Origin of the sequence: Inhella inkyongensis, assembly GCF_005952805.1 — a bacterium.
Classification (GTDB): Bacteria; Pseudomonadota; Gammaproteobacteria; order Burkholderiales; family Burkholderiaceae_C; genus Inhella; species Inhella inkyongensis.
The window spans coordinates 3,994,127-4,007,699 of the sequence record NZ_CP040709.1 but is presented as its reverse complement, the minus strand read 5'-3'; the positions used below and the strand labels follow the sequence as shown (position 1 = coordinate 4,007,699).

At 65.6% G+C, this 13,573-nt stretch carries 13 protein-coding genes; 10 read left to right on the top strand and 3 right to left on the bottom strand.

The features are described from left to right. The first annotated feature begins 121 nt into the window (after positions 1–121). From FF090_RS18705 to FF090_RS18680, 6 genes are all read left to right on the top strand, one after another. Positions 122–1,912, top strand: coding sequence for an ABC transporter substrate-binding protein (locus FF090_RS18705; RefSeq protein WP_138858453.1), 1,791 nt, complete (start codon positions 122–124; stop codon positions 1,910–1,912). A 2-nt stretch (positions 1,913–1,914) separates the two neighbouring features. Then, positions 1,915–3,717: an ABC transporter substrate-binding protein gene (locus FF090_RS18700; RefSeq protein WP_138858181.1), complete on the top strand. Its 1,803-nt coding sequence runs from the start codon at positions 1,915–1,917 to the stop codon at positions 3,715–3,717. Then, on the top strand, positions 3,714–5,510 hold the full coding sequence (locus tag FF090_RS18695; RefSeq protein WP_138858180.1) for an ABC transporter substrate-binding protein: 1,797 nt from the start codon (positions 3,714–3,716) through the stop codon (positions 5,508–5,510). Before FF090_RS18700 ends, FF090_RS18695 begins: the two co-directional genes overlap by 4 nt. A gap of 152 nt (positions 5,511–5,662) precedes the next feature. Continuing rightward, positions 5,663–6,322 (top strand): RNA polymerase sigma factor, encoded by a 660-nt coding sequence (locus FF090_RS18690; RefSeq protein ID WP_175423731.1) that lies wholly within the window; start codon positions 5,663–5,665, stop codon positions 6,320–6,322. Continuing rightward, on the top strand, positions 6,319–6,810 hold the full coding sequence (locus tag FF090_RS18685) for a hypothetical protein (RefSeq protein WP_138858178.1): 492 nt from the start codon (positions 6,319–6,321) through the stop codon (positions 6,808–6,810). Before FF090_RS18690 ends, FF090_RS18685 begins: the two co-directional genes overlap by 4 nt. A 13-nt stretch (positions 6,811–6,823) precedes the next feature. Next, positions 6,824–7,981, top strand: coding sequence for a hypothetical protein (locus tag FF090_RS18680; RefSeq protein WP_138858177.1), 1,158 nt, complete (start codon positions 6,824–6,826; stop codon positions 7,979–7,981). Positions 7,982–7,993: 12 nt separating this feature from the next. On the opposite strand, the gene FF090_RS18675 is transcribed toward FF090_RS18680, so the two are convergent. Continuing rightward, positions 7,994–8,413, bottom strand: a complete 420-nt coding sequence (locus tag FF090_RS18675) for a VOC family protein (RefSeq protein ID WP_138858176.1) — start codon at positions 8,411–8,413, stop codon at positions 7,994–7,996. 80 nt (positions 8,414–8,493) lie between these two features. Then, positions 8,494–8,910, bottom strand: coding sequence for a VOC family protein (locus tag FF090_RS18670; RefSeq protein WP_138858175.1), 417 nt, complete (start codon positions 8,908–8,910; stop codon positions 8,494–8,496). A 127-nt stretch (positions 8,911–9,037) separates the two neighbouring features. On the opposite strand from FF090_RS18670, the gene FF090_RS18665 reads away from it, so the two are divergent. The 4 genes from FF090_RS18665 to FF090_RS18650 are packed head-to-tail and all read left to right on the top strand — an operon-like array spanning position 9,038 to position 13,066. Then, positions 9,038–9,433, top strand: a complete 396-nt coding sequence (locus tag FF090_RS18665) for a GntR family transcriptional regulator (RefSeq protein ID WP_138858174.1) — start codon at positions 9,038–9,040, stop codon at positions 9,431–9,433. Positions 9,434–9,438: 5 nt separating this feature from the next. After that, positions 9,439–10,317, top strand: a complete 879-nt coding sequence (locus FF090_RS18660) for an ABC transporter ATP-binding protein (RefSeq protein WP_246071601.1) — start codon at positions 9,439–9,441, stop codon at positions 10,315–10,317. After that, a complete protein-coding gene (locus tag FF090_RS18655) occupies positions 10,314–11,735 on the top strand; it encodes a hypothetical protein (RefSeq protein ID WP_138858173.1) in 1,422 nt (473 codons plus the stop codon). Before FF090_RS18660 ends, FF090_RS18655 begins: the two co-directional genes overlap by 4 nt. Continuing rightward, positions 11,732–13,066, top strand: coding sequence for a hypothetical protein (locus tag FF090_RS18650; RefSeq protein WP_138858172.1), 1,335 nt, complete (start codon positions 11,732–11,734; stop codon positions 13,064–13,066). The genes FF090_RS18655 and FF090_RS18650 overlap by 4 nt, the downstream gene beginning before the upstream one ends. Here the strand turns inward: FF090_RS18650 and FF090_RS18645 are convergent. After that, positions 13,063–13,557, bottom strand: a complete 495-nt coding sequence (locus tag FF090_RS18645) for a flavin reductase family protein (RefSeq protein ID WP_375137392.1) — start codon at positions 13,555–13,557, stop codon at positions 13,063–13,065. The two genes, FF090_RS18650 and FF090_RS18645, sit on opposite strands and share 4 nt — an antisense overlap. Positions 13,558–13,573: the final 16 nt, after the last annotated feature.

Below are 13,573 nucleotides of genomic sequence, written 5' to 3'. Positions count from 1 at the left end.
CGACGGGTTTTCCTCCTCGCGGCCTGGGCCTTGGCCTGCCTACACTTGCGGCCTTCGCGCCGCGCCCTCTGGGCTGCGGCGTTCTTGCTTGTTGGGATCGAGGTTGGCTGTGAAGAAGGTCATGGCGGCGTGCGCCGCAGTGCTGGGAATGACGGGGGTTTGGGCGCAGACGGTGGCGTCCGAACCCAAGGTGTTTCGTTATGCCTTCCGGATTGCGGAGACCGGCTTCGACCCCGGCCAGGTCACAGATCTGTACTCGCGCACCATCACAGCGGGCATCTTTGAGTCGCCGCTGCGTTTCGCCCATCTGGCCCGGCCCTACAAGCTGGAGCCGGCCGGCTGCGAAATGCCTGAGATCGCGCCCGACTTCAAGACCTTGACCTTCAAGGTACGGCCTGGCACCTTTTTTGCGCCCGATCCGGCGTTCAAGAGCGTGAAGCGCGAGCTGGTGGCGGCCGACTACGTCTATTCGCTCAAGCGCCACTACGACCCCAAGGTCAAGAGTGGCAATCTGTATGTGCTGGAAAACGCCGGCATTTTGGGCATGGATGCCGTGCGCCAGGCAGCCTTAGAGGGCAAGCCCTTTGATTACGACCGCGAGGTCGAGGGCCTCAAGGTGCTGGACAAGTACCGCTGGCAACTGCGCCTGAAGGTGGGTGACCCGCGCTTTGTGCAGTCCCTGGCCGACCCCTTTGTGGGCGCCATGGCACGCGAGGTGGTGGAGTTCTATGGCGACAAGATCATGGAGCACCCGGTGGGCACCGGGCCTTACATGCTGAAGAACGACGAATGGCGCCGCTCCAGCAAGATCGTGCTCGTGAAGAACCCGAACTACCGTGACGAGTTCTACAACGAGCAAGCTCCGGCCGACCGTCCCGATCTGCAGGCCCTGGCGGCCAAGCTCAAGGGCCGCAAGCTGCCCATGATCGACCGCGTCGAGTTCAGCATCATTGAAGAGAACCAGCCGCGCTGGCTGGCCTTCATGAACGGCGAGGCCGACATGGTCGAAGAGGTGCCCAATGAATACGTCGGCATCGCCATGCCCAACAACCAGCTAGCGCCCAATCTGGCTCAGCGCGGCATCTATATGAACCGCTATCTGCGCGCCGATCTGTCGCACAGCTTCTTCAATATGGAACACCCGGTGGTGGGCGGCTACGAGCCGCACAAGGTGGCGCTGCGTCGGGCCATCTCGCTGGGGGTGGACCTGGACAAGGAAATCCGCCTGGTGCGCAAGGGTCAGGCCATTCCGGCCCAGGGCATCATTGGCCCCAACACCTACGGCTACTCGTCCACTTTCAAGAGCGAGATGAGCGAGTTCAACCCGGCCAAGGCCAAGGCCCTGCTGGATGTGCATGGCTATACGGACAAGGATGGCGATGGCTGGCGCGATCAGCCTGATGGCAAGCCCTTGGTGCTCGAATACGCCACCCAGCCCGACTTGCAGAACCGGCAACTCGCTGAGCAGTGGCAGAAGAATATGGATGCACTGGGAATTCGCATCCGTTTCAAGGTTGCCAAATGGCCCGAGAACCTCAAGGCCAGCCGTGCTGGCAAGCTGATGATGTGGGGCGTGGGCTGGAGCGTGAACGTGCCCGATGCCGACGCCTTCCTGACGATTGCCTACGGCCCCAACAAAGGGCAGAGCAATCATCCGCGTTTTGACCTGCCGGCCTACAACCGGCTTTACGAGCAGCAACGTGAGTTGCCCGACGGCCCCGAGCGTCAGGCCGTACTGGAGCGTCTGAACAAGCTGACCGTGGCCTATATGCCCTACAAGGCCCATGTCCACCGCACCTACACCGACATGGCCCAGCCCTGGGTCATCGGTCTGGAGCGCAACATCTTCCGGCGCGACTTCTGGCAATACCTGGACATTGACACGGCCGCCCTCAAGGCTGCGCAGGAGTAAGCATGCAGTGGATGCAGAGCGTGGCGGTTGCGGTCGCCTTGGTGGTCAGCCTGGGCGCCCAAGCGCAAGAGGCCGGGGCGAAGAAGACCCTGCGTTACAGCTTCAGGGTGGCCGAGACCGGGTTTGATCCGGCCAAGATCAACGACCTGTATTCGCGCACCATCACGCCGCATATCTTTGAGGCCCTGGTTACCTATGACCATTTGGCCCGGCCGGTCAAGCTGAAAGCCCTGACGGCCGTCGAACTGCCCACGCCGAATGCCGATTTCACGGTCTGGACCGCCAAGATTCGGCCGGGCATCTACTTCCAGGATGCGCCAGCCTTTGGTGGCAAGCCGCGTGAGCTGGTGGCGGCGGACTACGCTTACAGCTTCAAGCGCTTTGCCGATCCCAAGAACGCTGCGCCGGCCTGGACCACGGTGGAGGCCTGGGGGTTGACCGGCCTATTGGTGGCGCGCGAGCGGGCCATCAAGACCAAGCAGCCCTTTGACTACGACGCCCCGATGGCGGGTCTGCAGGTGCTGGACCGCTACACCTTGCGGATTCAACTGGACCAGCCCAACCCGCGTTTCCTGCAAGAGATTGCGCTGTCCGACATCTTTGGTGCGGTGGCACGTGAGGTCATTGAGGCCGATCCCGAAACCACCATGGAACGCCCGGTCGGCACCGGCCCCTTCAAGCTGATGCAGTGGCGGCGTGGCTCCTTCATCGCGCTGGAGCGCAACCCGGGCTATCGCGAACGCTATTACGACGCCCAGCCTGGGCCCGACGATGCCGAGGGCCAGGCCCTGCTTGAGAAGTTCAAGGGTCGGCGCATCCCGATGATCGACCGCGTCGAGATCAGCATCCTGGCCGAGGACCAGCCGCGCTGGCTGAGCTTTTTGCGTGGCGAGCAGGACTTTCTGGAGCGTGTACCCGAGCCCTTCTACTCTGTGGCGGCGCCCAAGAGCCAACTGGCGCCCAATCTCGTCAAGCAGGGCATGAAGCTGCATCGGACGCTGGCCTCGGACGTCTTCCTGATGTTCTTCAACATGGAAGACGCGGTGGTGGGGGGACTTTCGCCCGAAAAGGTGGCCCTGCGGCGTGCGATCAGCCTGGCCATGGACAGCGAGCGCGAGATCCGCCTTGTGCGAGGCGGCCAGGCCATCCCGGCCCAGGGCACCCACCCACCGCATACGGCGGGCTATCGGGCGGACTACAAGAGCCACAACAGCGAATACGACCCTGCCAAGGCCAAGGCCTTGCTCGACACCTATGGCTATGTGGATGCCGATGGCGATGGCTGCCGCGATGCGCCAGGGGGCGGTCCGCTGAAGCTGGAAATGGCGACCACGCCCGAAGGCATTCAGCGCCAGGTGGATGAGCTGTTCAATAAGGACATGAAGCGCATCGGTCTGTGCATCCCCTTCAAGACTGCGAAGTGGCCCGAGCAATTGAAGGCGGCGCGCGGCGGCAAGCTGCAGATGTGGATGGTGGCCTACTCATCGGCCCAGCCCGATGGACTGTCGGCGGCCTCGCGCTTGGCCAGCAGCCATGCGGGCGGCAACAACATTGCGCGCTTCAGCCTGCCCGAGGTGGACCGGGCTTATGAGCAACTGCGCGTGATGCCGGACGGCCCTGAGCGCCAAGCCTTGTTCGAGCGCGTGCAGCGCCTGGGCAACGCCTTCATGCCCTACAAGTTCAAAGGCCACCGCTACCACCTGGATATCGAGCGGGTGCAGATGAGCGGCTATCGCCGGCCAGGCTTCTCGCAGCACTGGTGGGAATACGTGGACATCGATATGAGCAAGGCCAAGGCGCCATGAGGCTGACCCGACGCCAGGGCCTGCTGGCCGCGACCGCCTCGGCGGCCTTGGGCGCGCTGCCGGTGCAGGCAGCCGCGCCCAAGAAGGTCTTTCGCATGGCCTTGGTCGCCGCGGAAACGGGTTTCGACCCGGTGCGCATCAGCGATACCTATTCGCGCCTGATCACCAGCCACATCTTCGAGGCGCTGTACGCCTACGACCCGGTGGCGCGGCCCGTGAAGATCGTGCCCAACACGGCAGTCGCCCTGCCCGAGGCGAATGAGGACTTCACGCGCTTCATCGTCCGCTTGCAGCCCGGCATCTACTTTCAGGATGACCCGGTCTTCAAGGGCCAGCGCCGCGAATTGGTGGCGCAGGACTATGTCTACAGCTTCAAGCGGGCCGCTGATCCGAAAAACGTTAGTCCCATGTGGCCGGAGCTGGAGGAGCAGGGCTTTCTGGGTTTGAGTGAGCTGCGGGCGGCGGTGGCTAAGGGCAAGGCCTTTGATTACGACCGCGAGATCGAGGGCCTGCGGGCCTTGGATCGCTACACGCTGGAGCTGCGCGTCAAGGCGCCGCGGCCGCGCCTGATCGAGATCCTGGCGCAGAACGACTTGCGCGGTGCGGTGGCGCGCGAGGTCATCGAGGCCTATGCCGATGACACCCACGCGCACCCGGTGGGCACCGGCCCCTTCCGCTTGGCGCAATGGCGGCGCAGCAGCCTGATCGTGCTGGAGCGCAATGAGGGCTATCGCGAGCGCTATTTCGACGGCGAGGCGCGTGACGAAGAGGGGCGTCGCATCCTGGCCCAGCTCAAGGGTCGGCGCTTGCCCATGATCGATCGCGTCGAAGTCACGCCGATCGAAGAAGAGCAGCCGCGCTGGTTGAGTTTCCTCGGTGGTGAGCATGACTTCATCGAACGCGTGCCCGGCGAGTACGCACCGATTGCCTTTCCCAACAACAAGCTGGCCCCGAATCTTGCCAAGCGGGGCATCCAGCACTTCCGCCATCAGGCCGCGGACTGCGCGTTCACCTTCTTCAACATGGAGGATGAGCAGGTCGGCGGCTTCGAGCCGCACCGAGTGGCGCTGCGGCGCGCCATCAGTCTGGCCTTGGACATCGATACCGAGGTCTATCGCATCCGACGCGGTCAGGCGATTCACGCGCAGAGCCTGCTGTTGCCGCACACCACCGGCTATGACCCGCAGGTGCGCACGGCGAACGGAGAGTTCAGCCCGTCCAAGGCCAAGGCATTGTTGGACCTCTATGGTTACAAGGACAGGGATGGTGATGGCTGGCGTGAGCACCCGGACGGTCGCCCGCTACGACTGAGCTACGCCTCTCAGCCCGACAACTATTCGCGCCGCTTTCAAGAAATGTGGCTGAAGAATCTGAAGGAGGTCGGCCTGCGCATGGAGGTGGTTTACGGGCAATGGCCCGAGCAGCTCAAGCAGGCACGCGCCGGCAAGCTGATGCTGTGGTTCTTGGGCAGCACCGCCAACTACCCCGATGGCATCGGCATGCTGCAGCGGCTCTATGGCCCGCAGTCGGGCAACCAGAACTACTCGCGCTTCAAGCTGCCTGAATACGACCGCTTGTACGAGCGCGCCCTGACCCTGCCGGATGGCGCCGAGCGAGCGTCCCTGTTCCGCCAGGCTCAGCGCATCCAGGTGGCCTACATGCCGATGAAGGTGCATGTGCACCGCATCCTGAACGACCTGGCCCACCCCTGGGTCGTCGGCTACCGCCGGCCGCTGTTCCGCAACGAGTTCTTCCATTTCATTGACATCGACCTGAGCAAACTGCCGGCCTGACTTTGGACACGCCGGGTTAGTCCGCAGTAACGAAGCGGGGCCTGGATGACCATAGGGGCATGCAGATCGTGTCCGACGCCCACCCCCGAAGCCCCTTCGGGGCGTCCCCCTCTAGGGAGCGCCATCTGTGGCCCGGCAAAGCCGGTTCCACGATGGCCCTTGATCGCGCCGAGCCCTGGATCGGTGGCTTGGGCAATCGGCTTTGCAGCACTGAGATGAGCTGGCGGCATCGCTTGGGCGAACGCCCGGCCCAGCCCGCTGACGAAGCCGCGCTGCTGGCCCGGCTGGCTGACGGCGACGGTCAGGCCCTGGCATTGCTGTACCGGCGCGAGTCCGGCGCCGTCTACCGCTACGCATTGGCCCTGGCCGGCGACGAGGCGGCGGCGCTGGATGCGATGCAGGAAGCCTTCAGCCAGCTGCTGACCCAGGGCCAGGGCTTTGACCCCGCGCGGGGCAGCTTGGGTGCTTATCTGGCTGGCATCGCCCGCCACCATTTGCTGGCCCAGTGGCGGCGCCGCTGCGAGCCCTTGCCCGAGTTTGACGATGAGGCGGGCGAGCACCCATTGGCCCACAGCCCCGATGCCCTGCTGCTGCGCCAGCAGGATGAGGCCGCGCTGTGGGCGGCCGTTCGGCGCCTGAGCTGGAGCCAGCGCGAGGCCCTGGTGCTGGTGGATCTGCAAGAGCGCAGCTATGCCGAAGCCGCCGCCGTGGCCGGTGTTGCCGAGGACGTGCTGCGCAGCCGGCTGCACCGCGCGCGGGCGCGGCTGGCCCAGCTCTTGGGCAACGACGATTTTTCGGGAGTCCGCTCATGACCACCTTGCAGCAGCTCTTGATGCAAATGCGCGCCGCCCTGGCGCTGCGCCGGCCCAGCCCCGAGCAGGACGCTGCCGTGTTGTTGCTGTTGCAGCAGCAGCTCCAGCAACAGTCGCGGCGCCAGACGCAAGCCAGCTTGGTCCTTGCCGGACCGGCCCTCACTGCGTCCAGCCGCTGGCAGCGCCCGCTGGTGGGTGCCGGTGCCCTGCTCACCCTGCTGGCCCTGGCCTTCGCGCTCAGCCTGCTGCGACTGGATCGCCCGGCGCCGGCGCCGGACCTGGGTTACTTGCCGCTCGTGAGCGCTGAGCAATGGGCCCAGGTGCAGAACGGCGGTGAGCCGGTGTGGATCGTGCCCACCGAGCTGCCGCGCGAACGCCTGGCCCTGATGGGGCTGCCCTACGACCCCGCCCGTGCCGCTGAAGCCGTGCGGGCGGATGTGATGTTGCATCGCAATGGCCAAGTGCTGGCGGTGCGCTTTGTTCAGTAACCCGGAGACCGCGATGAAGAACCCACTGTGGATGTGCGCCGCCGTGTTGGCCCTGCCCGTTCAGGCGCACGAGATGGAATTGCAACTGCGGCCGCTGGTGGCCGAGATGGCCCAGTTGCAGCAGCAGGTCGAGCGCGAGGTGCAGGCGGCGATGGAGGGCTTCAAACTCATGCAGCATCGGGTGATCGAGTTGGAGGGCCTGGGCCATCTTGGCAGCCTGGGGCATCTGGGTCAGGAGAAGGTGGTCAAGGGCGCGCCCTACTGCGCCGACGCCGTGCACGAATCCATCCAGCCCCTGGCCGATGGCAACCGCATCGTCAAGCGTCAAAGCACCCGCCTGTGCCGGGACGGCGAGGGACGCACTCGCCGCGAGGTGCAGCGCGGCGACAGCAAGCTGGTTTATCTGAACGACCCGGTGGCCAAGGAGGCCTGGGTGCTGGACCCCGAGCGCAAGAGCGCGCGCCAGCTGTTCAGCGCCAAGCGCTGGCACTTCGGTCATGCCGGGGAATGGTCAGACTGGGGGCGCGAGATGGCCCAGCGCATGCGCGAGCATTTCAAGGACCTGCCCGAGCCGCCGAAGGCCCCTGCAGCGCCGACTGCCCCTGCTGCCCCCAAGGCCCCAGGAGAGGGCGAGCCGGCGGTGGTGATCGAGACCGATGTACTCATCAAGCAGGGTGAAGGCGAGCCCAAGCGCAACCAGGAGCGGCGCGTCTACAAGCTGAGTGACTTGAAGAACCTGCCGGCCATGCCCCCAATGCCGCCCCTGCCCGCCCTGCCGGAGTTTGGATTCGCGCCGCAGTGGCAGCAGTTCGCGCCGCGCGGCGAGGCGGTGCAGACCGCCCTGCCGGCCAAGGAGATCGAGGGCCTGAAGGTCAACGGCGAGCGCAGCACCTGGACCATCGCGGCCGGCAAGATCGGCAACGAAAAGCCCATCGTCATCACGCGCGAAGTCTGGACCTCGCCCGAGCTGATGCTGACCGTGCACAGCCGCGACTTCGACCCGCGCAGCGGCGAAACCGTCTACCGCCTGGAGAAGCTCAAGCGCGGCGAGCCCGATGCGGCCCTGATGAAGCCGCCCGCCGACTACAGCCGCCGCAGCAGCCTGCCCACGCCGCGCACGCCCGGCACTCCCAAGGCGCCGGCCTCGGCGCCCACGGCGCTCAAGGCCTGAGCGCGGCTTGGGTCAGGCAGCCGTGGGGGCGTCCACATTGACCATCCACGGCACGCCGAAGCGATCTACCAACATGCCGAAGCCGGCTGCCCAGAAGGTGGGCTCAAAGGGCATCTGTACCTGGCCGCCGGCGGCCAGCGCATCGAACAGCGCACGGGCCTCGTCCACCGAGGTCCGATTCAGCGTCAGATGAAAACCGCGCGGGGCCTCATACGGCCCCATCAGCGCGTCGCAGCCCATCAGCACCTGGCCATTGGGCCAATGCAGCTGGGCGTGCATGGTCCAGTCCTTTTGATGCGGCTGCAATTGGTCGGCCATCGGACTCTGGCTGGCCGGGTGATGCTCACCCAATTGCGCACCCAGAAGCTGGGCGTAGAAGGCAAAGGCTTCGGCGCATTGGCCGTTGAACTGCAGATAGGCGCTGGGATTCATCGGGTTCTCCAGTGAGAGCGAAAAGGATAGGGGTGTGTATTCAAGAGGCGGCGGCGAGCCGCAAGAAGTGAAACCGCGCCTCACTCCGGCAGGTGGCAAACCGCCTCGATGTTGTTGCCCTCGGGGTCGATGACGAAGGCGCCGTAGTAGTGCGGGTGGTAATGCGCTCGCAGGCCCGGTGCGCCGTTGTCGCGCCCGCCCGCTTCCAGAGCGGCGCGGTAGAAGGCATCGACCTCGGCACGGCTGCCCGCGCGCCAGGCCAGGTGGCAGCCCGTGGTGGCCGGTGGCCCGCCAAAGGGCGAGGGGCCGTCGACGAACCAGACGTCGAACTTCTTGCCTTCGGGCTGCGTGGCATCCGGAAAGGCAAAGCCCAAGTAGGTGCTGCCCTCGTACTGGCCCTCGACATCCAGGCTGTAGCCCAGTGGGGCCAGGGCGGCGCTATAGAAGGACTTGGCGCGTGCGATGTCGCGGACGCGGAAGGTCATGTGATCCAGCATGAGGCTTGCTCCGGGTTGATTGGCGGTGGAGCTGGTAACTGTATATGCATACAGCTTTCGGTTGGATTTCGAATGCCCTCAATTTGAGGGCTTGCATTGTGTATTGATGCACTAATACACTTCGGGCATGGACACACCGATCCAGTTCCAGATCCTCACCGGCTCCACCGAGCCGATCTATCGCCAGCTCATCGAGCAGCTGCGCCGCCGCGTGGCCGCGGGGCAGTGGAAGGCGGGGCAGGAGCTGCCCTCGGTGCGCGAACTGGCGGCGGCGCTGGCGGTGAACCCGATGACGGTGTCCAAGGCCTACAGCCTGCTGGAGGCCGAGGGCCTGCTGCAGCGTCGGCGCGGTCTGGCCATGGTGATCGCCGAGGGCTATGACCGGGCGGCCCCCAAGGCCCAGCGCATCGAGGCCTTGCGCCCGACGCTGGCGCGGGCGGCAGCCGAGGCGCGGGAGCTTGGCATTCCGGCTGGGCAGGTGATGCAACTGATGCAACAACTATTGGCAGGGGAGAAGGAGTGAAAAAGATGATGGATGCCGTGATGCAGGGCCTGGGCCTGGTGCGCGCCAAGCCGCCGGTCCAGCTTGGCGATGCCAGCCTGCCAGTGCTGACCCAGGGTCTGACCCTGCGCTACCCGGGCCGGCAGCAGTCGGTGCTGGACGATCTGAACTGGCAGCTGCCGGCTGGTCAGGTGGTGGGCTTGTTGGGGCGCAACGGCGCCGGCAAGACCAGCCTGATTGAGGCCTTGCTGGGCCTGCGCGACCCCTGGACCGGGCGCGCCCTGCTCTACGGGCAGGAGGCGCGCCAGATCGACGACGTGGTAAGGGCCCGCATCGGCTATGTGCCGCAGCAAAGCGATCTCTTCCCACAACTCACGCCGCGTCAGCTGCTGAATTACTTCCGCAGCTTCTATCCGCGCTGGAACACCGCCAAGGTCGAGGGTCTGATGAGCCGCTGGGCCATCCCCGCCGAGCAGACGATTGCCGAGCTCAGCGGGGGGCAGCAGCAGCGCCTGTCCATCATCCGCGCGCTGGCCCATGAGCCCGATCTGCTGGTGCTGGACGAACCCGTTTCCAGCCTGGACCCCCTGGGCCGGCGCGACTTCCTGCGCGAGCTGGTCGAGCAGGTGCTGGACTGCGGCACCACGGTGCTGTTCTCCACCCACATCCTCAGCGATCTGGAGCGCGTGGCCTTCCAGGTGGCTTTCTTGAAGGAGGGCCGCATTGGCCTGCAGGCGCCCTTGGACGAGTTGCTCGAGGCCTGCCGCTGGCAGCGCGAGCCGCTGCCGCCGGGCGCTCGCTGCCTGGCCCAGCACGGCGAGCGGCAGCTGATTCAGGCGGCGCCCGGCCAGGGTTTGGAGGGCGAGGCGGTGACCCTGGAAGACCTGTTCGAGGCTCTGACATGAAGGCCATCTGGCGCTGGGTGCTCTGGCGAGTTGGGGTCAATGAGCGGGAGAAGTTCTTGCTGCTTGCAGCCCCCTTCGCTCTCCTCTTCGCGTTCCCCTATGGCTGGGAGATCTTCAACCATCGGGCTCTTGGTGGTGTACCCACTGCAGGGCTTTCCGGCGCCGACCTGATGGGTCCCGCACTGGCACTTTTGGCTGCCCTGCACTTGGGCATCGTCAACCTCTTGACTCAAAACCATCCGAATCACGCCCGCCTGGTGCCGCGCCAGGCCTTTGCCCTGCGCCGTGCCTTGCTGAGCGCGACCCTGACCAGCGCCCTGCTGGCGCTTGGGGTCTGTCGAATGGTCTCCGGACAGTGGTTGGGTCCGGCTTCGCCGATGCTCCTGGCCCTGATCCTGCTGGCCCCCATGGCCCAGCGCCGCCTTTGGCTGATGATCCTGATGGGCGCGGCGTTTCCGCTGATCTTGGATCCCGACTACTTGTGGCGCAGGCTGCAGGTCGAAGGTGCTTGGTCTTGGGTTGTCGAACTGGGCTTGGGGGGCTTGGCCCTGGGTTTGGCCGCGCTGTGCCTGCGCTGGCAGTCCCTGTCAATTGGCCTAGGTGAGGCCAGCCATCGCCGCAGGTGGGCCGAGCAGCAGGGCAGGCTAGCGCCTTTGCGCACGACAAAGCCGGTGGAGGGCTGGGTATCGCGCCTGATGGCTGGCTTGTCATCGATCATCTGCTGGCCGCTGGCCTGGCAACGTCGCCGCCTGACCCTGGGGCGGCCATGGGGTTCGGCCCTGACCCGCTTGGAGTTGACCCTTTGGGCCCCCAGCTTGCACCCCTGGCTGATCCTGGTGTGGGCCGTCTATCTCATGCTGTTCATCCTGAGCCTGGACCGGGACCATGCGCAGTCGATGATGGTTGTGATGGTTTCGATGGCCGGGCTGTTGAGCCAGACGGCCCGGCTTAAGGTGCTGGAGCGCGGGCGTTTCGAGCAGGCGGTGCTCTTACTGCTGCCTGGCGTGCCCCAAGGAGGCGCGCTGACCCGCATCCTGCTCTGGCGCCAGTGGGCGGTGAGCATGTTGTCTTTTGTGATGGTGACTGCAGTGCTCGCCTGGCAGGCCGAGTTCGAATTGACCTTGATGCGGGGGGCGAACTTGGGCGTGGCCGGCGTTCTGCTGCTGGTGGTCGCCACGGCCTTGCGAGAGCCTGGCTCGACGCGTCTCGGCAAGTCAGGCGCCGACCGCTGGGTCGGCGTAAGTCTCGTTGCCTTGCTCCTGAGCACGGTCGTATCGGGCCTTGGCCAGGGGCTGCTGGCGGCAGGAGCGGCTGGATTTGTGTTGCTGAGCGCTCACTATGGCTGGCGATTGGTTCACGCCCGGCCGATGCTGCCCTTGGGCCGCACAACGGCGCTAGTTGGTGAGGGGGCGCCATGAGGGCCTGGTCGCGGAACTGGCAGATCGCACGCCTGCTGAGCACGGCACTCGGGCCTTGGCCCTATGCCTGGGCCTTGGCCATCGCAGTCGGCCTGGGCCTGGGGCCGAGAGGTGGCTGGGCCGTGTTTGAGCTTGCGCTGCTTCCACTCGCCAGCCTGGCCCTGCTACTGCAAGCCTTGACGGGCCTGCGCCAGATCAGCGGGAAGACGATGACTTTGGTGCCTAGGCAGGTCAGCACGGCGCGGACCTGGATGGGGATGCTGGGTTTTGTGGCGCTCAGCCCTCTGTGGATCGATCAGAACGGGCAACTGGGCACGCTGGTGGGGATCGCCGGGCTGCTGCTGATCCCGCTGCACACACTACGCCTGGCGGTGTTTCACCCGCCCGCCATGCGCTGGGTCTGGGCCGGGCTGCTTGCCCTCGTGGCATGGCTGGCTTGGGTTGTTGGGCAGGTGCCCGGGTCAGCGCTTGGTCTATGGACTCTGCATTCATGGGGGTTTGTGATCGCCTTGATGCTTTTAATCCTGATCCTTCATCAGGCGCTCTGGATGCGCTCGATGACAAAGGGGCCCATCGCAACGACCGAGAAAAGGTGGTTGCGAACGCTGCACGATAGGTTTAAGCGTCTGCATCATCTTCCCACCCTGTGGGCCCTGAACGGACTGAACTGGCGCCCGCTGCAAAGCGAGGCTGAAGTGATGCGCAGCCTGATGCTGGTCACCAAGCCCAGTCAGCTGGCCCTGCAGCAGCTCTTGCAGACCTCGCTCTGGATCAGCGTGGTCCTGGTCCTGGACCTGTGGCTCTTCATCACTCAAGGGCCGCCCTTTGGCTTTGTGCTGAGTTGGACCCTGGCGCCGATCATGTACGGCTCTTTGTTGTGGTCGCAACACCTTGCTGGTGAGGAGGGGCATAGAAGCCAGCCTGGCCAGGCGCTGCTGGCGCTGATGCCGCGCGTTCCCGATGCCAAGCGTCGGTCAACGAGAGAGGCACGACTGCAGCTGCGGACCTTGTTGCTGACCCTGGTTCTGCATCTGCTGCTGGCCCTGCTGCTACTAGGCCCTGAGCCCACGATGGCTCCGGTGCTGATGCTGCTGGGCTTGTCGTTGCCCGTGCGGTGGCTAATTGCTGCCATGGCTCGTCGAGGGGCAAGGCGGGCAGGCTTTCATGTGCTGTGGATGCTCAATCTGCTGGGCCTGTTGATGGCGGCGCCTGGTCTGCGGCCCGAGCAGAACAATATGCTGCTCATCGGCACGCTGGCCGGCCTGGGCGGGCTGCTACTGTGGGTCTGGCAAACGTTGACGGGCTGGCGAATTGCCCCGAACCCCGACTAAAGGGGCAACTCCGTGAAATAACGCCCGCCATGGAAGATCAGCGGCTGCGCGCCCTCGCGGTGCGCGGCGCGCTCCACGGCACCCACCAGGATGATGTGGTCGCCCTCTTCGTACTGGCTGCGGTTGGCGCACTCGAACACTGCGGCGCAGCCGGGGATCAAGGGCACGCCGCCGGCGCCCTCCTCAAAGGCCAGACCGGCAAAGCGGTCGATGTCACGGGTGGCGAAGCGCTGGGCCAGTTCGAGCTGCTCGGCGGCCAGGATGTGGATGGCGTAGTGGCTGCCGGCCGCAAACACCGGCATCGAGCCGGCGCGTTTGGACAGGCTCCACAGCACCAGGGGCGGCGTCAGGCTGACGGAGTTGAAGCTGTTGGCCGTGAGCCCCACCAGCCGGCCATCGGCGGCCCGGGCCGTCACGATGGTGACGCCGGTGGCAAACAGGCCGAGCGCGGCGCGGAATTGGTCGGAGCTGGGTGCGTTCACGCCCGGCATTCTCGGGGCACGTAGC

Excerpts from the sequence above, each read along its gene's own strand:
- FF090_RS18705 (WP_138858453.1), top strand. The coding sequence starts at position 122 with ATGGCGGCGTGCGCCGCAGTGCTGGGAATGACGGGGGTTTGGGCGCAG.
- FF090_RS18700 (WP_138858181.1), top strand. The coding sequence starts at position 1,915 with ATGCAGTGGATGCAGAGCGTGGCGGTTGCGGTCGCCTTGGTGGTCAGC.
- FF090_RS18695 (WP_138858180.1), top strand. The coding sequence starts at position 3,714 with ATGAGGCTGACCCGACGCCAGGGCCTGCTGGCCGCGACCGCCTCGGCG.
- FF090_RS18690 (WP_175423731.1), top strand. The coding sequence starts at position 5,663 with ATGGCCCTTGATCGCGCCGAGCCCTGGATCGGTGGCTTGGGCAATCGG.
- FF090_RS18685 (WP_138858178.1), top strand. The coding sequence starts at position 6,319 with ATGACCACCTTGCAGCAGCTCTTGATGCAAATGCGCGCCGCCCTGGCG.
- FF090_RS18680 (WP_138858177.1), top strand. The coding sequence starts at position 6,824 with ATGAAGAACCCACTGTGGATGTGCGCCGCCGTGTTGGCCCTGCCCGTT.
- FF090_RS18675 (WP_138858176.1), bottom strand. The coding sequence starts at position 8,413 with ATGAATCCCAGCGCCTATCTGCAGTTCAACGGCCAATGCGCCGAAGCC.
- FF090_RS18670 (WP_138858175.1), bottom strand. The coding sequence starts at position 8,910 with ATGCTGGATCACATGACCTTCCGCGTCCGCGACATCGCACGCGCCAAG.
- FF090_RS18665 (WP_138858174.1), top strand. The coding sequence starts at position 9,038 with ATGGACACACCGATCCAGTTCCAGATCCTCACCGGCTCCACCGAGCCG.
- FF090_RS18660 (WP_246071601.1), top strand. The coding sequence starts at position 9,439 with ATGATGGATGCCGTGATGCAGGGCCTGGGCCTGGTGCGCGCCAAGCCG.
- FF090_RS18655 (WP_138858173.1), top strand. The coding sequence starts at position 10,314 with ATGAAGGCCATCTGGCGCTGGGTGCTCTGGCGAGTTGGGGTCAATGAG.
- FF090_RS18650 (WP_138858172.1), top strand. The coding sequence starts at position 11,732 with ATGAGGGCCTGGTCGCGGAACTGGCAGATCGCACGCCTGCTGAGCACG.
- FF090_RS18645 (WP_375137392.1), bottom strand. The coding sequence starts at position 13,557 with ATGCCGGGCGTGAACGCACCCAGCTCCGACCAATTCCGCGCCGCGCTC.